Source organism: Mucilaginibacter sp. GW821-FHT07G05 (genome assembly GCF_059418565.1).
Genome location: NZ_JBWKQC010000001.1, coordinates 687,399 through 701,393 on the forward strand (window position 1 = coordinate 687,399; position 13,995 = coordinate 701,393).

Sequence of the window (13,995 nt, forward strand, 5' to 3'; positions counted from 1 at the left end):
TGTTAGTGCAAAAGAGATTACATTTTTTTGGTAGTATCTGTTGCAGCGGGGCTATCAGGTGTTTTGGTTGTATCAGATTTTGCAGTAGTATCAGTTGTAGTTACAGCGGCTGAATCTGCTGCTGAAGTGTCTGAACTGCTTGCTTTTTCTTGTGAACTGCATCCTGTTGCAATAGCACCGATCATGGTCGTCGCTAATGCTAATGTTAAAATGTGCTTTTTCATAAAGTATCAGATTAAATGTTTATCAATTTCTGTTAATTATCACAACAACGCTGCCAAAACTTTATTGTTTAAACTTTTTTGCAGAAAAATGTAAATCGTACAAAAATAAATGCCTTTATCATAACCTTTTATACATATTGACACCTTGTAACCAAATTTTTAACTATCCATATATTTCCAATTTTATATATTTATACATTATGAGGGTAAGCGAAAACAGGCTAAAATGGATCATGCGCTTGTATCCGCCTATGCTGTTTCAGCGTATTTGGGTTGTAAAGTTCGAGCCCGGTTTCAGGGGGGTAACAGTTCGTGTTAAGAAGAGCTTTCTGAATAAAAACTACAACAAATCAATTTTTGGCGGCACCATATTTTCGGCTGCCGACCCATTTTACCCGGTACTATTCCACCAGATATTCAGTAATAAAGGCTACCGGATCATCGTTTGGTTAAAGGCTTGCGATATCAGGTATATTAAACCGGCACGTACTACACTTAGCTTTACCATTCAGCTAAGCGACAATGATATTGCCGAGGCCGAAAACAATTTAAAACGTATTGGCAAAAACGTAAAGGCCTACCCCATTGAAATGATTGACGAGAACGGTATTTTATGCGCGTCGCTGTTGAGCGAAGTGTATATGCGCAATCTCGATTATGTTGACAACAAACAAACGGCCGTTGTATGACTGTGTTTATGAATGATGACGCCTTTCTGAAAAAGGGCTATACCATATCAACCGATAAAGAATTAATTGATATTGATACCGTTTATAATTATCTTGACAAGGAATCATATTGGGCAAAAGGTATCCCGCGTGAAAAACTGGTAAGGGCCATTGAACATTCTTTGTGCTTCGGTATTTACCATAATGGCAGGCAGGCGGGCTTTGCAAGGGTGGTTACCGACCAGGCTACTTTCGCGTATTTATGCGATGTATTTGTATTGAACGAGCACCGTAAACAAGGGCTTTCGAAATGGCTGGTACAAACAATTATGAACTGGCCCGGTTTACAAGGTTTGAGAAGATGGTCGTTAGCGACATCAGATGCCCATGGTTTGTACAGCCAGTTTGGCTTTACACCAATTAACAACCCCGAAAGATGGATGGGGATTTTTAGACCTTACACTAAAGATTAAGCGCAGTGAACAGAGCAATTATAAAAAAGCTGATTTTTGAAGGAGAAGGTGTATCGTTAGATTTTAAAAAGACAATTACCCGTTACGAAAAGATAGCCAAAACTATGGTGTCGTTCGCCAACAATAAGGGCGGTATGCTGCTGGTTGGCGTTGCCGATAATGGTACTATATTGGGCGTAAAATCTGAAGAGGAAGAAAAATTTATGCTCACCAAGGCCGCGCATTTTTACTGCCGCCCCGCGCTCGACCCTGTTTTTGAGGAAGTTTATATTGACGACAAAGTTGTTTTGGTAGCCGAAATACCTGCCAGCAATGATAAACCCCACTACGCCCTTGCCGAAGACGGTAAATGGTGGGTATACATCAGGGTGAAGGATAAAAGCGTATTGGCCAGCAAAATTGTGGTTGATGTACTCAAACGATCTGCTGATGATACGGGGGTATTGATAGAATACTCGTCAAAGGAAAAAGCATTGCTGGAATACCTCGAAAAAATGCAGCGCATCACCGTAAAACAGCTTTGCGATCTGCTGAATATCGGTCGCCGCAGGGCACAGCGTATACTGGTTGATCTGGTGCTTTCGGGCGTGATACTGGTACACACCACCGAGAAGGAAGAATTTTATACTGCCTGCTAAGCCTTGGTTCTCTCCCGTTTTCCTATTTTTGCGACCTTAATTTGTCGCGATCATGAAACGTATCTACTTAAAATATAAACCCCATTACCGCGACACGTTAACCTTAGCCATGCCTGTGATCATTTCGCAGGTGGGACATATTGCCGTGCAGGTGTCGGATAGTATTATGGTTGGCCATTTCGCGGGCACCGTATCACTGGCTGCCGTTTCCTTGGTAGGCAGTTTGTTTATATTACCCATGCTGATCGGCCTGGGTGTTTCTTATGGATTGACGCCGCTCATTTCGCAAGAGAACGGCCGGGGTAATTATGAAGAATGCGGCAGGTTGTTATCAAATAGCTTTTTCCTGAACATACTTACAAGCATCATACTTTTCCTGGCCATGTATTTTGGCTCCGTTTACGTGCTCGATCACCTTAGTCAATCGCCCGAAGTGGTAAAGCAGGCAAAACCATTCTTTATACTGATGGGGTTTTCAATTATACCGCTGTTAGTATTTAATACCTTCAAGCAATTTGCCGAAGGCTTAGGCTTTACCAAACAGGCCATGATGATATCGATATGGGGCAATGTGATCAACATATGCCTCGGCATTATTTTCATTAAGGGTTATTTTGGCATTCCGCCAATGGGTATAAAAGGTGTAGGCTATAGCACGCTGATAGACCGCTGCCTGATGGCCGTTGCCATGTCAATCTATGTTTTCCGGTCGAAAAACTTCAAAAAATACCTGGTTAGTTTTGCCTTTGCGCAGATTGATAAGATAAGGAGAATAAAGATCTTAAAGATAGGTATACCGGTTGCTTTGCAGGGGACTTTTGAATTAAGCGCCTTTAGTGGGGCCAACATTATGATTGGTACCATAAGCGCCACTCACCAGGCCGCACATCAGGTGGCTATTAATATGGCAGCCATAACATTTATGATAGCCAGCGGTTTATCCTCTGCATCAGCTATAAAATCGGGCAATAACTTTGGTGCCAAAGATCATACTAATCTGCGCTACTCGGCATTATCAAGCTACCATATCGTTATCGCTTTCATGACTTGCACCGCGCTCGTTTTTATCGTCGCGCATAACTGGTTGCCGTGGATCATCACCTCAGATGCCCAGGTAGTGGCCATAGCCGGCCAATTATTGATCATTGCGGCAGTGTTTCAAATATTTGATGGTGTGCAGGTGGTTGGGCTTGGCGTGTTGCGGGGTATGGGCGATGTTAATGTGCCAACCATCATCACCTTTATATCGTACTGGCTGATAGGTTTGCCAATTGGCTATTATATGGGAATCATCCTCGGCTTCGGGGCACAAGGCGTTTGGTATGGCCTGGTATGTGGATTGGCGGCAGCCGCGATAATGCTATATATCCGCTTTAATAAGATCAGTAATAAACTACTGTAATCTCCTGTATTTTAAAAGAATATATCAGCAGCGGCTTTATAAGTGTTGCAATGTGCTTCAACAATATCTTTGATGTTTGGCGAGTACCCACCGCCCATGCTTACCTGCACCGGGATATTGTTTTGATGGCATTGCTGCAACACGAACTCGTCTCGTGTACGGCAGCCTTCGCGGGTTAAGGAAAGTTTACCCAGTTTATCGGTAGCCAAAACATCTACCCCCGAAAGGTAAAATATAAAATCGGGTTGTTGCTGCGCGATCAATTTGGGAAGCGTTTGATAGAGCGTATTCAGAAATACTTCATCACCCGTATCATCCGGAAACGGAATATCCAGATCGGAAACCTCTTTACGGTAGGGGAAATTATTGGCCCCGTGCGTGGAGAAGGTAAATACACGCGGCTCATTTTCGAAGATCTGCGCGGTACCATTTCCCTGGTGTACATCTAAATCAATTATTAAGATAGATTTAGCTAAATTATTATTTAATAAATAGTTAGCTGCGATAGCCTGATCATTTAATAAGCAAAAACCTTCGCCCCAATTAATGCCCGCGTGGTGCGTGCCACCGGCAACGTTAAAGGCTACGCCATACTCAAAAGCATAATGGCAGCCATCAATACTGCCCTTTGCAATACGTATTTCACGCTCCACCAATTTAGGCGATAATGGGAAACCTGTCCGCCGGATCTCTTTTGCAGAGAGGGTTTGATCGCGCAGCTGCTCCCAGTAATACTTGTCGTGCGTCCACAGGATGATCTCTTCGTCCAGCGGCTCCGGCGAAAACAGGTTATCTTCAGTAATCACACCTTCGTGCAGTAGCTGTGCCGGGATCAACTCGTATTTCAGCATCGGGAAACGATGCCCTTCAGGCAAGGGATGCGCGTAGATAGGGTCATAAGCTATTTTCAACATCAGGACAGAATTTCGCCTACGTGCTTATCAATGTTCTCGCAAATGTTATCAAGCGGCAAGTCGTTGGCATCATGGCCGAAGGGGTCTTCAATTTCCTCGGCTATCAGCTCGATACTGGCAAATACGAATAACACAAAGGCGATAACAGGCACAATAAAATACTTCAATTCAAAGGCCCATGCAAACGGCAGGGTCATGATATAGCTAAAGATAAACTTCTTGATGAACACACTATACGAGAAAGGAATAGGTGTCTTTTTAATGCGTTCGCACCCACCACAAATATCTGTAAAAGAAGTCATTTCAATATTTAAGCTCAATAACTGCTCCATATTGATCTGCCCGTCTTTATTGAGGCGGTAAATATCCTTCATCATGGCAGAAGCCACCTGGTTAGGTACATGCTGCGAGGGATTTATGTGAACGAACTCCTGATCTTCCGGATGATATTTATCGCGCAGATGATCTCGTAGCACGCGAGCATAAAGTGGGATCAAGTATCTGAAATAAACAATCTCTTTTTCGCCAACAATGTATTTTAGCTTGATAGCGAAGTTGCGGCTGTTATTGGTAAGGCTACCCCAAAGCTTGCGCCCTTCCCACCAGCGATCATAAGCCGAATTGATACGAAAGGCCAGTAGCAAGGAAAACACGAAACCTATGGTTTGATGAATGTAGATTATCTTGGTAATGATACTGGTTTTGGGCAGCTCGAAATAATCGATCAGCAAAAAGGTAACAATGGCCGAATAAGCCCCAACGGCAGTCATCAGCGGAAACAGCTCGCGAAGGGTTTCGGCCTTGTGAAACCTAAATACAAATGAGAACCACTCTCTCGGGTTATAGTAAACCATACTTATTTTGCAATTATAAGCCCGCTGCGCTACTTAAGTGCCGGGCGGCGTTAAACACATCAACAAAAGAATTATAAAGCGGCACGGGGCTTAATCTGATCACATTGGGTTCGCGCCAGTCGCCGATTACGCCGTTTTGGGTAAGGTAATTAAAAATTGCCTTTCCACCGCGTTTGCAGATCAGCGACAATTGGCTGCCCCTGTCGGCAATAGTTTCGGGCGTAATGATCTTGAAAACCTCTTCGCCCTGCTCATTATTAACTGCCTTTATCAAAAACTCCAGGTAAGCCGTCAGAACATCCCCTTTTGCGCGAAGAACATCAATACCTCCCGCACGCTCAAAAATATCAAGAGAAGCCTTATAAAGCGCCAATAACAGGATGGGGCTGGTACTCACCTGCCAGCCTTCGGCACCAACTGCCGGATCAAAGCCCGGAGCCATTAGAAAACGCTTATCCTCACGGTATCCCCACCAGCCTGCAAAGCGATTGAGCGAAGTATCGTTAAAATGCTTTTCATGCACAAAAATTCCGCTTATACCACCCGGACCGGCATTCATATACTTATACGAACACCAACAGGCAAAGTCGACATCCCAATCGTGCAGCTTAACAGCCACATTACCCGCCGCATGTGCCAGATCAATACCGACATAAGCACCGGCCGCATGACCGGACTTGGTAATAGCCTCAATATCGAAGTACTGCCCGGTATAATAATTTATGCCGCCGAAGAGTACCAATGCCAGCTGATCCTTATTTTCTTCTATCGTTTTCAGGATATCTTCGGTACGTAAAGTATACTCTCCCTCACGTGGAAAGATCTCAATAACAGCATCCGCCGGAGCATAACCATGAAACTTTACCTGGCTTTCAACCGCGTACTGATCTGACGGAAAAGCACCGCCTTCCATAATAATCTTAAACTTATTATCAGTTGGCTTATAAAAACTTACCATCAGTAAATGAAGATTTACTGTAAGTGAATTCATGATAGAAACCTCACTAATTTTGGCACCTACAATAGGTGCGGCCAGCGCCGCGACTTGCTTATGATAGCTCAACCAGGGCGCATCGCCATCAAACCAACCCTCTACCGCAAGGTTTTGCCAGGAGCTAAGTTGCTCCGCGATATATTTTTGTGCCGATACCGGTTGCAGGCCAAGCGAATTGCCGCAAAGATAAATAGCATCTTTACCGGCATGCTGTGGTATTAAAAACTCTTCACGAAAGTGTTTAAGCGGGTCCTGCTCGTCCAGTTGCAGGGCAAATTCAAGCGTGTTCTGAAAATCCATTAGTCAATTATACAAAAAAGGCCGCTCCAATGCCTGCGCTTTATATTATTTATTGGGTTTACTTACATAAACATCGCCCTTCACAAAAAAGCGATACGGCAGCAAGGCATCATCCCCGGCATAGTCGACACCAACCCGCGGACAAATTTTCAATTCTTCATCTTTAAAAATCAGCACCCTGTCTTCAACCCAAAGCGTATCGCTCAACATGCTCACACCGTTTATTTGCCTGGAGATACCGAACGCCTTAGCCACCGAACCCGGCCCGGCAGTAATGTTAGGCTTCACTACAGCCATATTACGCCGCGCCTGCATCACCTCGATACCCTCTGTTGGGTGCACCGCGCGAATGAGAACCGCATGAGGCACGCCTTCTGCACCGGTTACGATATTAAACATCTCGTGAATGCCATAGCAAAGATAAACATAAGCGATGCCGCCATGCTCAAACATGGTTTGGGTGCGCGGTGTTTTCTTATTGCCAAAGGCGTGCGATGCTTTATCGCCTGCACCATTATAGGCTTCTGTTTCAACAATGTAACCACCAGTAATTACACCATCAATATAAGTGTATAGGTACTTACCCAATAACTTGCGGGCAATGTCAACCACATCGTTACCGGTATAAAAAGATGCTGGGAGTTTCATTTAATTTAGAATATTTTTAAGCCAAAGATTGATCTCGTCGGCTTTATCAAAGATCATGACATGCGTTCCGCCCTCAATAATATGCGCTCCTTTGATGCGCTTATAATCGAACACAGTATCCTTATTACCCGTAATATGATAAAGGTTTTCGGGAATGGTTCTGTTTGTCCATTTTAGGATAGCCTCCATGGCCCACTTGGCAAATACCGGTAAGGTATTCTTCAACATATCCTGAAACAGCCATGCTTCATCTGCCGACATTTTACCAAACAACGGCTTCACCATAAATCCCATGGAGGTAAATACTTTGCCGGGGATGGCACGGTTCAAAGGCACTCTTCTGAATACCGGGAAATACCAGGGCGCTTCATCAACCGACTTGATACTGGAGATCAATATCACTTTATCCAATTTCACTTGCTTGGCTATTTCAACCGCCAGCATCCCTCCTAACGAATTACCAATTACTATAAAATTTTCAGTGATATTATAATGATTGATAAGCTTTTGTGCATAGCTTTCTAAACTATCACTTAAATCAGGTAATAGCCAATTTATATATACAAGCTCGTACCCTTCAGTATGTATATTCTTGTAGATCCTGCTATCAGCTCCTAAGCCGGGGATAAGAAATAATTGACTCATCAGAACTTGATCAGGGCAACTATCTGCTCCAGGTACTTAGCGTCTGTTTCATCAAATTGCGCCAGCTCTTCGCTATCAACATCAAGCACGGCAACTACTTCGTTATCATGAAAAATAGGTACTACCACTTCCGACCTTGAAAGTGAACTGCAAGCGATATGCCCCGGGAACTCTTCCACATTCGGAACCACTAAAGTTTTAGCTTGAGCCCATGACTCGCCGCAAACGCCCCTGCCTTTAGCAATGCGTGTACAGGCTACCGGTCCCTGAAAAGGGCCTAATACCAATTCGCCATTTTTAACAAGGTAAAAGCCTACCCAAAACCATTTGAACTGCTCTTTTAAAGCCGCGGTTACATTGGCCAAGTTTGCCACTAAATCTTCCTCGCCGTATAATAAACCGGTTATTTGCGGTATCAGGGAAAGATATTGTTCTTCTTTATCTGTAGAGATAATTATTTTCAGATCTTCTGCCATGTAACAAATGTAAGTATGTGCCATTAAAAGTAAATAAGGCAAATCTCATATTTAATCTTTTATTTCGTGCTGATGATCGTTAGTCTCACCATTGTTCGATATAAAAAAGCCTTTGTGCCTTTCGCGCTGCTGGCTATGGCCTTGCACAGGCTACCACTGGCGTTGCAACATGGCTGCTACTTTTGGAAACTATTGGGCACCGGCCGCAATGGCACTTTCGACCTTGAGCCCGACTGGCGGCAATGGGGCTTATTAGCCACCTGGGATAGCCGCGAAGACTTTGATACCTTTTACAAAAATTCATTCATATCCGGCTGGTGGAGGCTGTTCGGTACCGAAATATGGACTGTACTATGCACACCCATGCAAAGCCACGGCAAATGGGATGGCAAACAGCCCTTTGGAAAGCCCGAAAGTAATGCGGACTACATTGGCCCCATCTGTGTACTTACCCGCGCTACCATCAGGTTTAAAAGGTTAAAAAACTTTTGGTCGCATGTGGATGAAGTAGCCAGCCTGATGAGCAAAGCGCCGGGTTATATCACCTCTATAGGTATTGGTGAAGCCCCTGTTTACAGGCAGGCCACCTTTTCGATATGGAGCGGCGAAGAAGCCATGAAAAGCTTTGCCTATAAAAGCAAGGAACACGCCGAGGTCATCAAAAAAACCCGCCAGGAAGACTGGTACAGCGAAGAACTTTTTGCCCGCTTTAAACCCATCGCCAGTTTTGGCACCATAAACGGACACGATCCTTTAGAGAACATTATATAAAAAATCGACATGAGAATTATTGCAGAATTACCCCACCCCGAATTTAAAATATCTATCCTGTCCATGAATCAAAAGTTCATTGTAAAAATAGAACAGGGCCTTTTAGAACAGACCTACAAGATAGCCGAAATGGATTTGACGGAAGGCGTGAACAGTGTGTTCGAGATATTGGATGAAGACTTTCTAAAAACTATTGCCATCCGCTTTACCGAAATGCGCAAGGATTATAAAGAAGCATATTACCGGTATAATTACTAAAGATATAGTTTATAAGTAATTGAAAAACTAATTACTTATAAAAAAAATACTTAGCAAACAGAATTTTATTTGGCACGTATTTTAAGTTCCAAAACGTTCTAAACAAGAAATGCCTTGCGAAACCGCAAGGCATTTCTTGTTTAGAGTAAAATCCGATCATTCGGGATTTAAAGGATCAATACCGAGCAACTGATCTACCAAAAGCGGCACGCCTACGGTCGCGTTCTTTTCTATTTGCACTACATTTTTGAGGTGCCCTACTCCCGGTATTTTCGGGTCGACAATTATTTTGGCTACATCTTTGGGTACGTAATTGATGAGGCCGGCAGCGGGGTAAACTGCCAGCGAAGTACCTATCAAAATAAAGATATCGGCAGCGGTACATATTTTCGCGGCTTCTTCAATCATCGGCACATCTTCACCAAACCACACTACATGGGCACGCAATTGCGAGCCTAATTCGCAAAGCTCTCCCATCTTCAATTCCCAGCCGTTAATGGGGTAAGTAAGCTTTGAATCGATGCTGCTTTGCGACCGGGTGATGATGCCATGCAGGTGCACCACATTGGTTGAACCGGCGCGCTCGTGCAGGTCATCAATGTTTTGGGTGATGATAGTAACCTTATATTTCTCTTCCAGCCTGGCCAGCGCATAATGGGCTGCATTGGGCAATGCCGCTAATACCGATTTACGGCGTTCATTATAAAAATCCTGCACCATTACAGGGTTCCAGTCCCAGGCTTCGGGCGTGGCCACGTCCTGTATATTGTACCCCTCCCAAAGTCCGTCGCTATCCCTGAATGTTTTTAAACCGCTTTCGGCGCTGATGCCCGCACCAGTAAGGATCACTATGTTTTTCATATTGCCAAGTTAAATATTAGCCACAAAAAAAGCGACCGCTTTGTTGGGCGGTCGCTTCAAAAAATATTGTTTATAAATTTTATAAAGCCAACTCGCGCGGACTGCGCAGGTATTCGAACTTGCTCTTAGCCATTTCAAAGCCGCCATACAATATTGCCCCAAAAACGAAATCGCCCAGTAGCATATTACGTTGAAAAGGGATCGCGTTGTATAAAGAAGTAGCATATCCTCCTAAAGTATTAGGGTACATACCCGGAATTAACCATGGCAAATCGGTAAGCAACCAAAATACGATTACAGATGCCAATGACGCCAAGCTTACATTTACAACACTCGCCTTTTTAATTAAGGTGCCAATAAACACCATAATAGCAAAACTTAAATACACCCAAAACGAATAAGAGTAGTCAATTTCAAGCCTTGATGAATACAGGTAGTTAATCACCGTATCACTTATAAAAAGTGTGGTTAAAGGCACTAAATAGGCTTTCCATTTATCGGTAAAGTACGTACCGCCAAATAGGGCTATGGCACCTACCGGTGTAAAATTGCTTAAGAAAGGCACCTGATAGGTAACAAAGCGCATGGCTGCTGCACCTAATATCATTAATATTAATACCGTATTACGGGCATTCATTTTTTGTACCGACATGTTAAAAGAATATTAAGCGAAATTACTCATTTATACTTTAAATAGAAAACAGCCGGCCACTACTTATTTATGAACAATATTTTACCCGGACTTATGCCAACCTCTAACGTGTATTCCTTTTTCCCATCCTTAGTAAAGGCAAAAACCTCGCCCGCGATGCTGTAATCCTTTGCATCGGTAATAAATACTTCGCCGGTTTGCTTGTCAGCTTCTATAGCATAAGGGGCAACTATAGCGGTGCCATCGATAACAAAGTTATCGGTCACTATTGCTTCCGTTTTTACATTGTATACTTTTATTTTACCATCGCCGCCAATAATGTAGGCTAAATCGCCATTGATGGTTATTACATTTCCGTAACCAACACTTGTTTCAACAGTTGAGGTTACATTATCAGCAGCACTACTGATGCGTGTAAATGATGGTGAAACATCAGTGTAATTACCCATAGATACCACATAAACATCGCCGTAAGCATCCGCGATTACACTTACAGGGTTAATGGGTACTTCTATCTTCTTTGTTTCGGTAAGCGTATTCAAATCAATGACTGACACTGTTTTATCATAATTAGGGAAACTGTATCCGCCGGAATTGGCTACATATAATTTATTGTTGCTGATAGCCATTTGTTCGGGGTTACGGCCTACCGCTATGTATTTTTCAATAGTGAGCGTAGCGGTATCCAATACAGCCACATTACCATCTGTACAACTTACAAAAGCTTTATTTTTATTAAAAACGATGTAACGCACTTCACGTGCAGCACCCTTGTCTTCAAATTTGATCTGCTTTATTGATTTGGCATTTTTAGGATTAACCACTTCTACCGTACCCGAGCGGTTTACTACGATATACATTTTAGCGCCATAGGTAGCCATATCGTTAGGAGTATTACCTATCGCCCGGCCGTTGGCGTCGTTAAATATATCTGCCGATAAATTCTTTTGTGTATAGTCGTAATAACTTAATGAACCCTTACCATCGCTCCCGCCCTGGTTTAAGATATACACCCCGGCACGCTCCGCCGTTGGCTGATCGGGCACTACATCATTCTTCCCTTTACGGCATGATGATAGTGCGCTTAACAACGCTATAGAAATAATTAAGTAATTGACCTTCAAATTTTTCATGTTATTTATATGAATTAAATTGTTAATTGAAACGTAAGCCTGAACGATCGCCCCGGCATTGGATAATACTTTATAACCGAATAGTTTTTATTCAATAAATTATTGGCTTCGGCAGATAAGGATACCGGCAACTTGCCATAAGTAAAGTTATACACTACCGATGCATCACTGATATTATAAGCAGGTATCATGTATTCAGGGATGTTATTACTGGTATACCTTACCGACGAAAAGGTATGATTATAATACACGCCCAGCTTATTATACAACACTCCCGCATTTGCCGAAAGTAAATGTTTTGGTGTATACGGAATTTGATCGAGATAGATGCGCTCAGACGGATTGGTTACGTTTTGAGCACGTTGATAGGTATACGCAACCGAGAACACGCCCTTGCAATTTTGCGCGAGGTTTAGCTGACTTTTCAGGTTAACATCCAGTCCTTTTATATCCACCTTGCCCAAATTGATCACCGCCGGTATTTCGGCCGAACGCCCCGGCAGGTAGATGATCTTATCTGTTATAGTGTTGTAGTAAGCATCGGCAGTAAAGGTTATATAATCAATCAGGCTGTTCACCACCTTACTATACGTAAAACCAAGGTTGTATTGATTGGTGTATTCGGGCTTAATGACCCTGGGTAGCGTAGTGTAATAATATTCTTCGGAGAAAGTAGGGTTACGGAAGATCCGTTTGTAAAATGCCCTCAATTGCAGGTTTTGTTTATTAAAAGGCTGTACCGAAAGCATCAGTGTTGGCAAAAAAGCCGACCGTGATGGCGGAGCCTTGCCTTCCTTAACTGATTGACCAATGTAGCGGTGCAACACATTGCCCTGCAAATGCCACTTATCTAACGTTACATCAGTAGCCAATACATTGTATAACTGCAATTGAGTTGGAAAGGCATAAGCATAAACGTCAGATTTAAGATCAGCCAGGGATGCATCCAAAGAATAGGAAACTTCCCACTCCGGCAGTATACGGTAAGCTAATGATGCCGACTGGTAAATTTCCCGCTGGGTGTAGTGCTCGCTTAATTCGCCTTTAGTGTTCACAAAAGATGTATCGAGGTAATGCTGATAACCGCGTGAAGCTTTTGTATTTAACAGCAAATGAAAGCCATTGGTAAAAACACGCTCGTACCCTGCCTGCACAAATACATCTTCGTTACGCAGGCGCTGATACGAGTTGTTTACGTAATAGATAAACGCGCCGGGCAAACCGCGTTCGCTATTATAATAATTGAACTGGATATGGAAACGGTTGCTATCTGATTTTGCCCAATACAAAGCGCCATCAATTTGATGCGTGGTTATATCGCTGTTTTTACGGATGGCCAAAGTATCTGAAGCATCATCATCCACCTTAAACTTATAGCGCCCGTTGGCTTTTTGATAGTAGCTGTTAACAATGAACGACCAGTCATCACTTATCCGCTGCTGCCACTGTAAGTAAGGATTGATCAACCCGAAACTCCCTCCTTTTAATCCCAACTGTACCTGGTAGGGTTTATCGACAGATAACCCTGGTCTTACCGTTTTAATGCTCAACACACTCGCCGAAGCGAAAGCGCGGGCAGTCATGCAAATTTCAGGTTGCTGGGCATTGTACAAGGCTATTTCCTGTACGTTATTCAGGTTGAATTTACCAAGATCTATTTGTCCGTTTTGCGCATCGGTAAGTTGAACGCCATCGTACAGCACGGCGGTGTGGTTAGCACCCATACTCCGTACCGATACCGTTTTTAAGCCGCCTATCCCCCCATAATCGCGTACATTTACGCCTGCAAAATTGCGTACGGCATCGGCAACGTTAAAGGCACTATATCTTTTAAAGTCGGCGGCGGTTACATGCTGCGCCGGGCTAAGTGTTTGCACTTTGGGTGCCGCGGATGAATTGATTTTTACTTCCTTCAGCTTTTTGGTGGTATCTGTTTGCGCGTAACTATCGGCACCGTGCAATACCAGTAACAGTGCTACCCATTTAGATAACCGTATTTGTTTACAGATATACACCGTGCTTTTCAATTGGCGACAAATTTATTATGGGGATAAAAAATAGCAGGTACAGGCTTAAAAGCCGTT

At 43.3% G+C, this 13,995-nt stretch carries 17 protein-coding genes; 6 read left to right on the plus strand and 11 right to left on the minus strand.

Annotated elements, in window-relative coordinates; translation table 11 throughout:
• Nucleotides 1-17 precede the first annotated feature (17 nt).
• Nucleotides 18-224: a hypothetical protein gene (locus AC07NA_RS02790; RefSeq protein ID WP_494895488.1), complete on the minus strand. Its 207-nt coding sequence runs from the start codon at nucleotides 222-224 to the stop codon at nucleotides 18-20.
• Between the two features lie 200 nt (nucleotides 225-424).
• Here AC07NA_RS02790 and AC07NA_RS02795 point away from each other — a divergent pair, with 200 nt between their 5' ends.
• The 4 genes from AC07NA_RS02795 to AC07NA_RS02810 are packed head-to-tail and all read left to right on the plus strand — an operon-like array spanning nucleotide 425 to nucleotide 3,405.
• The gene (locus AC07NA_RS02795) at nucleotides 425-913 is read left to right on the plus strand and encodes a DUF4442 domain-containing protein (RefSeq protein WP_494895490.1); all 489 of its coding nucleotides are present in this window, start codon (nucleotides 425-427) and stop codon (nucleotides 911-913) included.
• Nucleotides 910-1,365 carry a GNAT family N-acetyltransferase gene (locus AC07NA_RS02800; protein WP_494895491.1) on the plus strand — a complete coding sequence of 152 codons (456 nt, stop codon included), beginning with the start codon at nucleotides 910-912 and terminating at the stop codon, nucleotides 1,363-1,365. The genes AC07NA_RS02795 and AC07NA_RS02800 overlap by 4 nt, the downstream gene beginning before the upstream one ends.
• 5 nt (nucleotides 1,366-1,370) lie before the next feature.
• A complete protein-coding gene (locus AC07NA_RS02805) occupies nucleotides 1,371-2,003 on the plus strand; it encodes an AlbA family DNA-binding domain-containing protein (protein ID WP_494895493.1) in 633 nt (210 codons plus the stop codon).
• 52 nt (nucleotides 2,004-2,055) lie between these two features.
• Nucleotides 2,056-3,405 carry an MATE family efflux transporter gene (locus AC07NA_RS02810; protein WP_494895494.1) on the plus strand — a complete coding sequence of 450 codons (1,350 nt, stop codon included), beginning with the start codon at nucleotides 2,056-2,058 and terminating at the stop codon, nucleotides 3,403-3,405.
• 11 nt (nucleotides 3,406-3,416) lie between these two features.
• Here the strand turns inward: AC07NA_RS02810 and AC07NA_RS02815 are convergent, their stop codons facing one another.
• The 6 genes from AC07NA_RS02815 to AC07NA_RS02840 are packed head-to-tail and all read right to left on the minus strand — an operon-like array spanning nucleotide 3,417 to nucleotide 8,236.
• Nucleotides 3,417-4,319 (minus strand): histone deacetylase family protein, encoded by a 903-nt coding sequence (locus tag AC07NA_RS02815; protein ID WP_494895495.1) that lies wholly within the window; start codon nucleotides 4,317-4,319, stop codon nucleotides 3,417-3,419.
• Nucleotides 4,319-5,173, minus strand: a complete 855-nt coding sequence (locus AC07NA_RS02820) for a bestrophin family protein (protein WP_494895497.1) — start codon at nucleotides 5,171-5,173, stop codon at nucleotides 4,319-4,321. Before AC07NA_RS02820 ends, AC07NA_RS02815 begins: the two co-directional genes overlap by 1 nt.
• A 13-nt stretch (nucleotides 5,174-5,186) precedes the next feature.
• Nucleotides 5,187-6,467 (minus strand): kynureninase, encoded by a 1,281-nt coding sequence (gene kynU / locus AC07NA_RS02825; protein WP_494895499.1) that lies wholly within the window; start codon nucleotides 6,465-6,467, stop codon nucleotides 5,187-5,189.
• 45 nt (nucleotides 6,468-6,512) lie between these two features.
• On the minus strand, nucleotides 6,513-7,115 hold the full coding sequence (locus tag AC07NA_RS02830; protein ID WP_494895501.1) for a DNA-3-methyladenine glycosylase: 603 nt from the start codon (nucleotides 7,113-7,115) through the stop codon (nucleotides 6,513-6,515).
• On the minus strand, nucleotides 7,116-7,760 hold the full coding sequence (locus tag AC07NA_RS02835) for an alpha/beta hydrolase (protein WP_494895503.1): 645 nt from the start codon (nucleotides 7,758-7,760) through the stop codon (nucleotides 7,116-7,118).
• Nucleotides 7,760-8,236, minus strand: a complete 477-nt coding sequence (locus AC07NA_RS02840) for a GAF domain-containing protein (RefSeq protein ID WP_494895505.1) — start codon at nucleotides 8,234-8,236, stop codon at nucleotides 7,760-7,762. The genes AC07NA_RS02835 and AC07NA_RS02840 overlap by 1 nt, the downstream gene beginning before the upstream one ends.
• A 72-nt stretch (nucleotides 8,237-8,308) precedes the next feature.
• Here AC07NA_RS02840 and AC07NA_RS02845 point away from each other — a divergent pair, with 72 nt between their 5' ends.
• Nucleotides 8,309-9,007, plus strand: coding sequence for a DUF3291 domain-containing protein (locus AC07NA_RS02845; RefSeq protein WP_494895507.1), 699 nt, complete (start codon nucleotides 8,309-8,311; stop codon nucleotides 9,005-9,007).
• 9 nt (nucleotides 9,008-9,016) lie between these two features.
• Nucleotides 9,017-9,265: a hypothetical protein gene (locus AC07NA_RS02850; protein ID WP_494895509.1), complete on the plus strand. Its 249-nt coding sequence runs from the start codon at nucleotides 9,017-9,019 to the stop codon at nucleotides 9,263-9,265.
• 156 nt (nucleotides 9,266-9,421) lie between these two features.
• Here the strand turns inward: AC07NA_RS02850 and AC07NA_RS02855 are convergent, their stop codons facing one another.
• The 4 genes from AC07NA_RS02855 to AC07NA_RS02870 form a co-directional block, all read right to left on the minus strand.
• Nucleotides 9,422-10,126, minus strand: a complete 705-nt coding sequence (locus tag AC07NA_RS02855) for an SIR2 family NAD-dependent protein deacylase (protein ID WP_494895511.1) — start codon at nucleotides 10,124-10,126, stop codon at nucleotides 9,422-9,424.
• 79 nt (nucleotides 10,127-10,205) lie between these two features.
• Nucleotides 10,206-10,778, minus strand: a complete 573-nt coding sequence (locus AC07NA_RS02860; RefSeq protein WP_494895513.1) for a DUF6580 family putative transport protein — start codon at nucleotides 10,776-10,778, stop codon at nucleotides 10,206-10,208.
• 59 nt (nucleotides 10,779-10,837) lie between these two features.
• Nucleotides 10,838-11,911, minus strand: coding sequence for a YncE family protein (locus tag AC07NA_RS02865; RefSeq protein WP_494895515.1), 1,074 nt, complete (start codon nucleotides 11,909-11,911; stop codon nucleotides 10,838-10,840).
• A gap of 14 nt (nucleotides 11,912-11,925) precedes the next feature.
• Complete coding sequence (locus AC07NA_RS02870) at nucleotides 11,926-13,938, minus strand: TonB-dependent receptor plug domain-containing protein (RefSeq protein ID WP_494895517.1); 2,013 nt, start codon at nucleotides 13,936-13,938, stop codon at nucleotides 11,926-11,928.
• Between the last annotated feature and the right edge of the window lie 57 nt (nucleotides 13,939-13,995).

Excerpts from the sequence above, each read along its gene's own strand:
- AC07NA_RS02855 (WP_494895511.1), bottom strand. The coding sequence starts at position 10,126 with ATGAAAAACATAGTGATCCTTACTGGTGCGGGCATCAGCGCCGAAAGC.
- AC07NA_RS02800 (WP_494895491.1), top strand. The coding sequence starts at position 910 with ATGACTGTGTTTATGAATGATGACGCCTTTCTGAAAAAGGGCTATACC.
- AC07NA_RS02790 (WP_494895488.1), bottom strand. The coding sequence starts at position 224 with ATGAAAAAGCACATTTTAACATTAGCATTAGCGACGACCATGATCGGT.
- AC07NA_RS02810 (WP_494895494.1), top strand. The coding sequence starts at position 2,056 with ATGAAACGTATCTACTTAAAATATAAACCCCATTACCGCGACACGTTA.
- AC07NA_RS02860 (WP_494895513.1), bottom strand. The coding sequence starts at position 10,778 with ATGTCGGTACAAAAAATGAATGCCCGTAATACGGTATTAATATTAATG.
- AC07NA_RS02830 (WP_494895501.1), bottom strand. The coding sequence starts at position 7,115 with ATGAAACTCCCAGCATCTTTTTATACCGGTAACGATGTGGTTGACATT.
- AC07NA_RS02820 (WP_494895497.1), bottom strand. The coding sequence starts at position 5,173 with ATGGTTTACTATAACCCGAGAGAGTGGTTCTCATTTGTATTTAGGTTT.
- AC07NA_RS02865 (WP_494895515.1), bottom strand. The coding sequence starts at position 11,911 with ATGAAAAATTTGAAGGTCAATTACTTAATTATTTCTATAGCGTTGTTA.
- kynU (WP_494895499.1), bottom strand. The coding sequence starts at position 6,467 with ATGGATTTTCAGAACACGCTTGAATTTGCCCTGCAACTGGACGAGCAG.
- AC07NA_RS02845 (WP_494895507.1), top strand. The coding sequence starts at position 8,309 with ATGATCGTTAGTCTCACCATTGTTCGATATAAAAAAGCCTTTGTGCCT.
- AC07NA_RS02850 (WP_494895509.1), top strand. The coding sequence starts at position 9,017 with ATGAGAATTATTGCAGAATTACCCCACCCCGAATTTAAAATATCTATC.
- AC07NA_RS02795 (WP_494895490.1), top strand. The coding sequence starts at position 425 with ATGAGGGTAAGCGAAAACAGGCTAAAATGGATCATGCGCTTGTATCCG.
- AC07NA_RS02815 (WP_494895495.1), bottom strand. The coding sequence starts at position 4,319 with ATGTTGAAAATAGCTTATGACCCTATCTACGCGCATCCCTTGCCTGAA.
- AC07NA_RS02840 (WP_494895505.1), bottom strand. The coding sequence starts at position 8,236 with ATGGCAGAAGATCTGAAAATAATTATCTCTACAGATAAAGAAGAACAA.
- AC07NA_RS02835 (WP_494895503.1), bottom strand. The coding sequence starts at position 7,760 with ATGAGTCAATTATTTCTTATCCCCGGCTTAGGAGCTGATAGCAGGATC.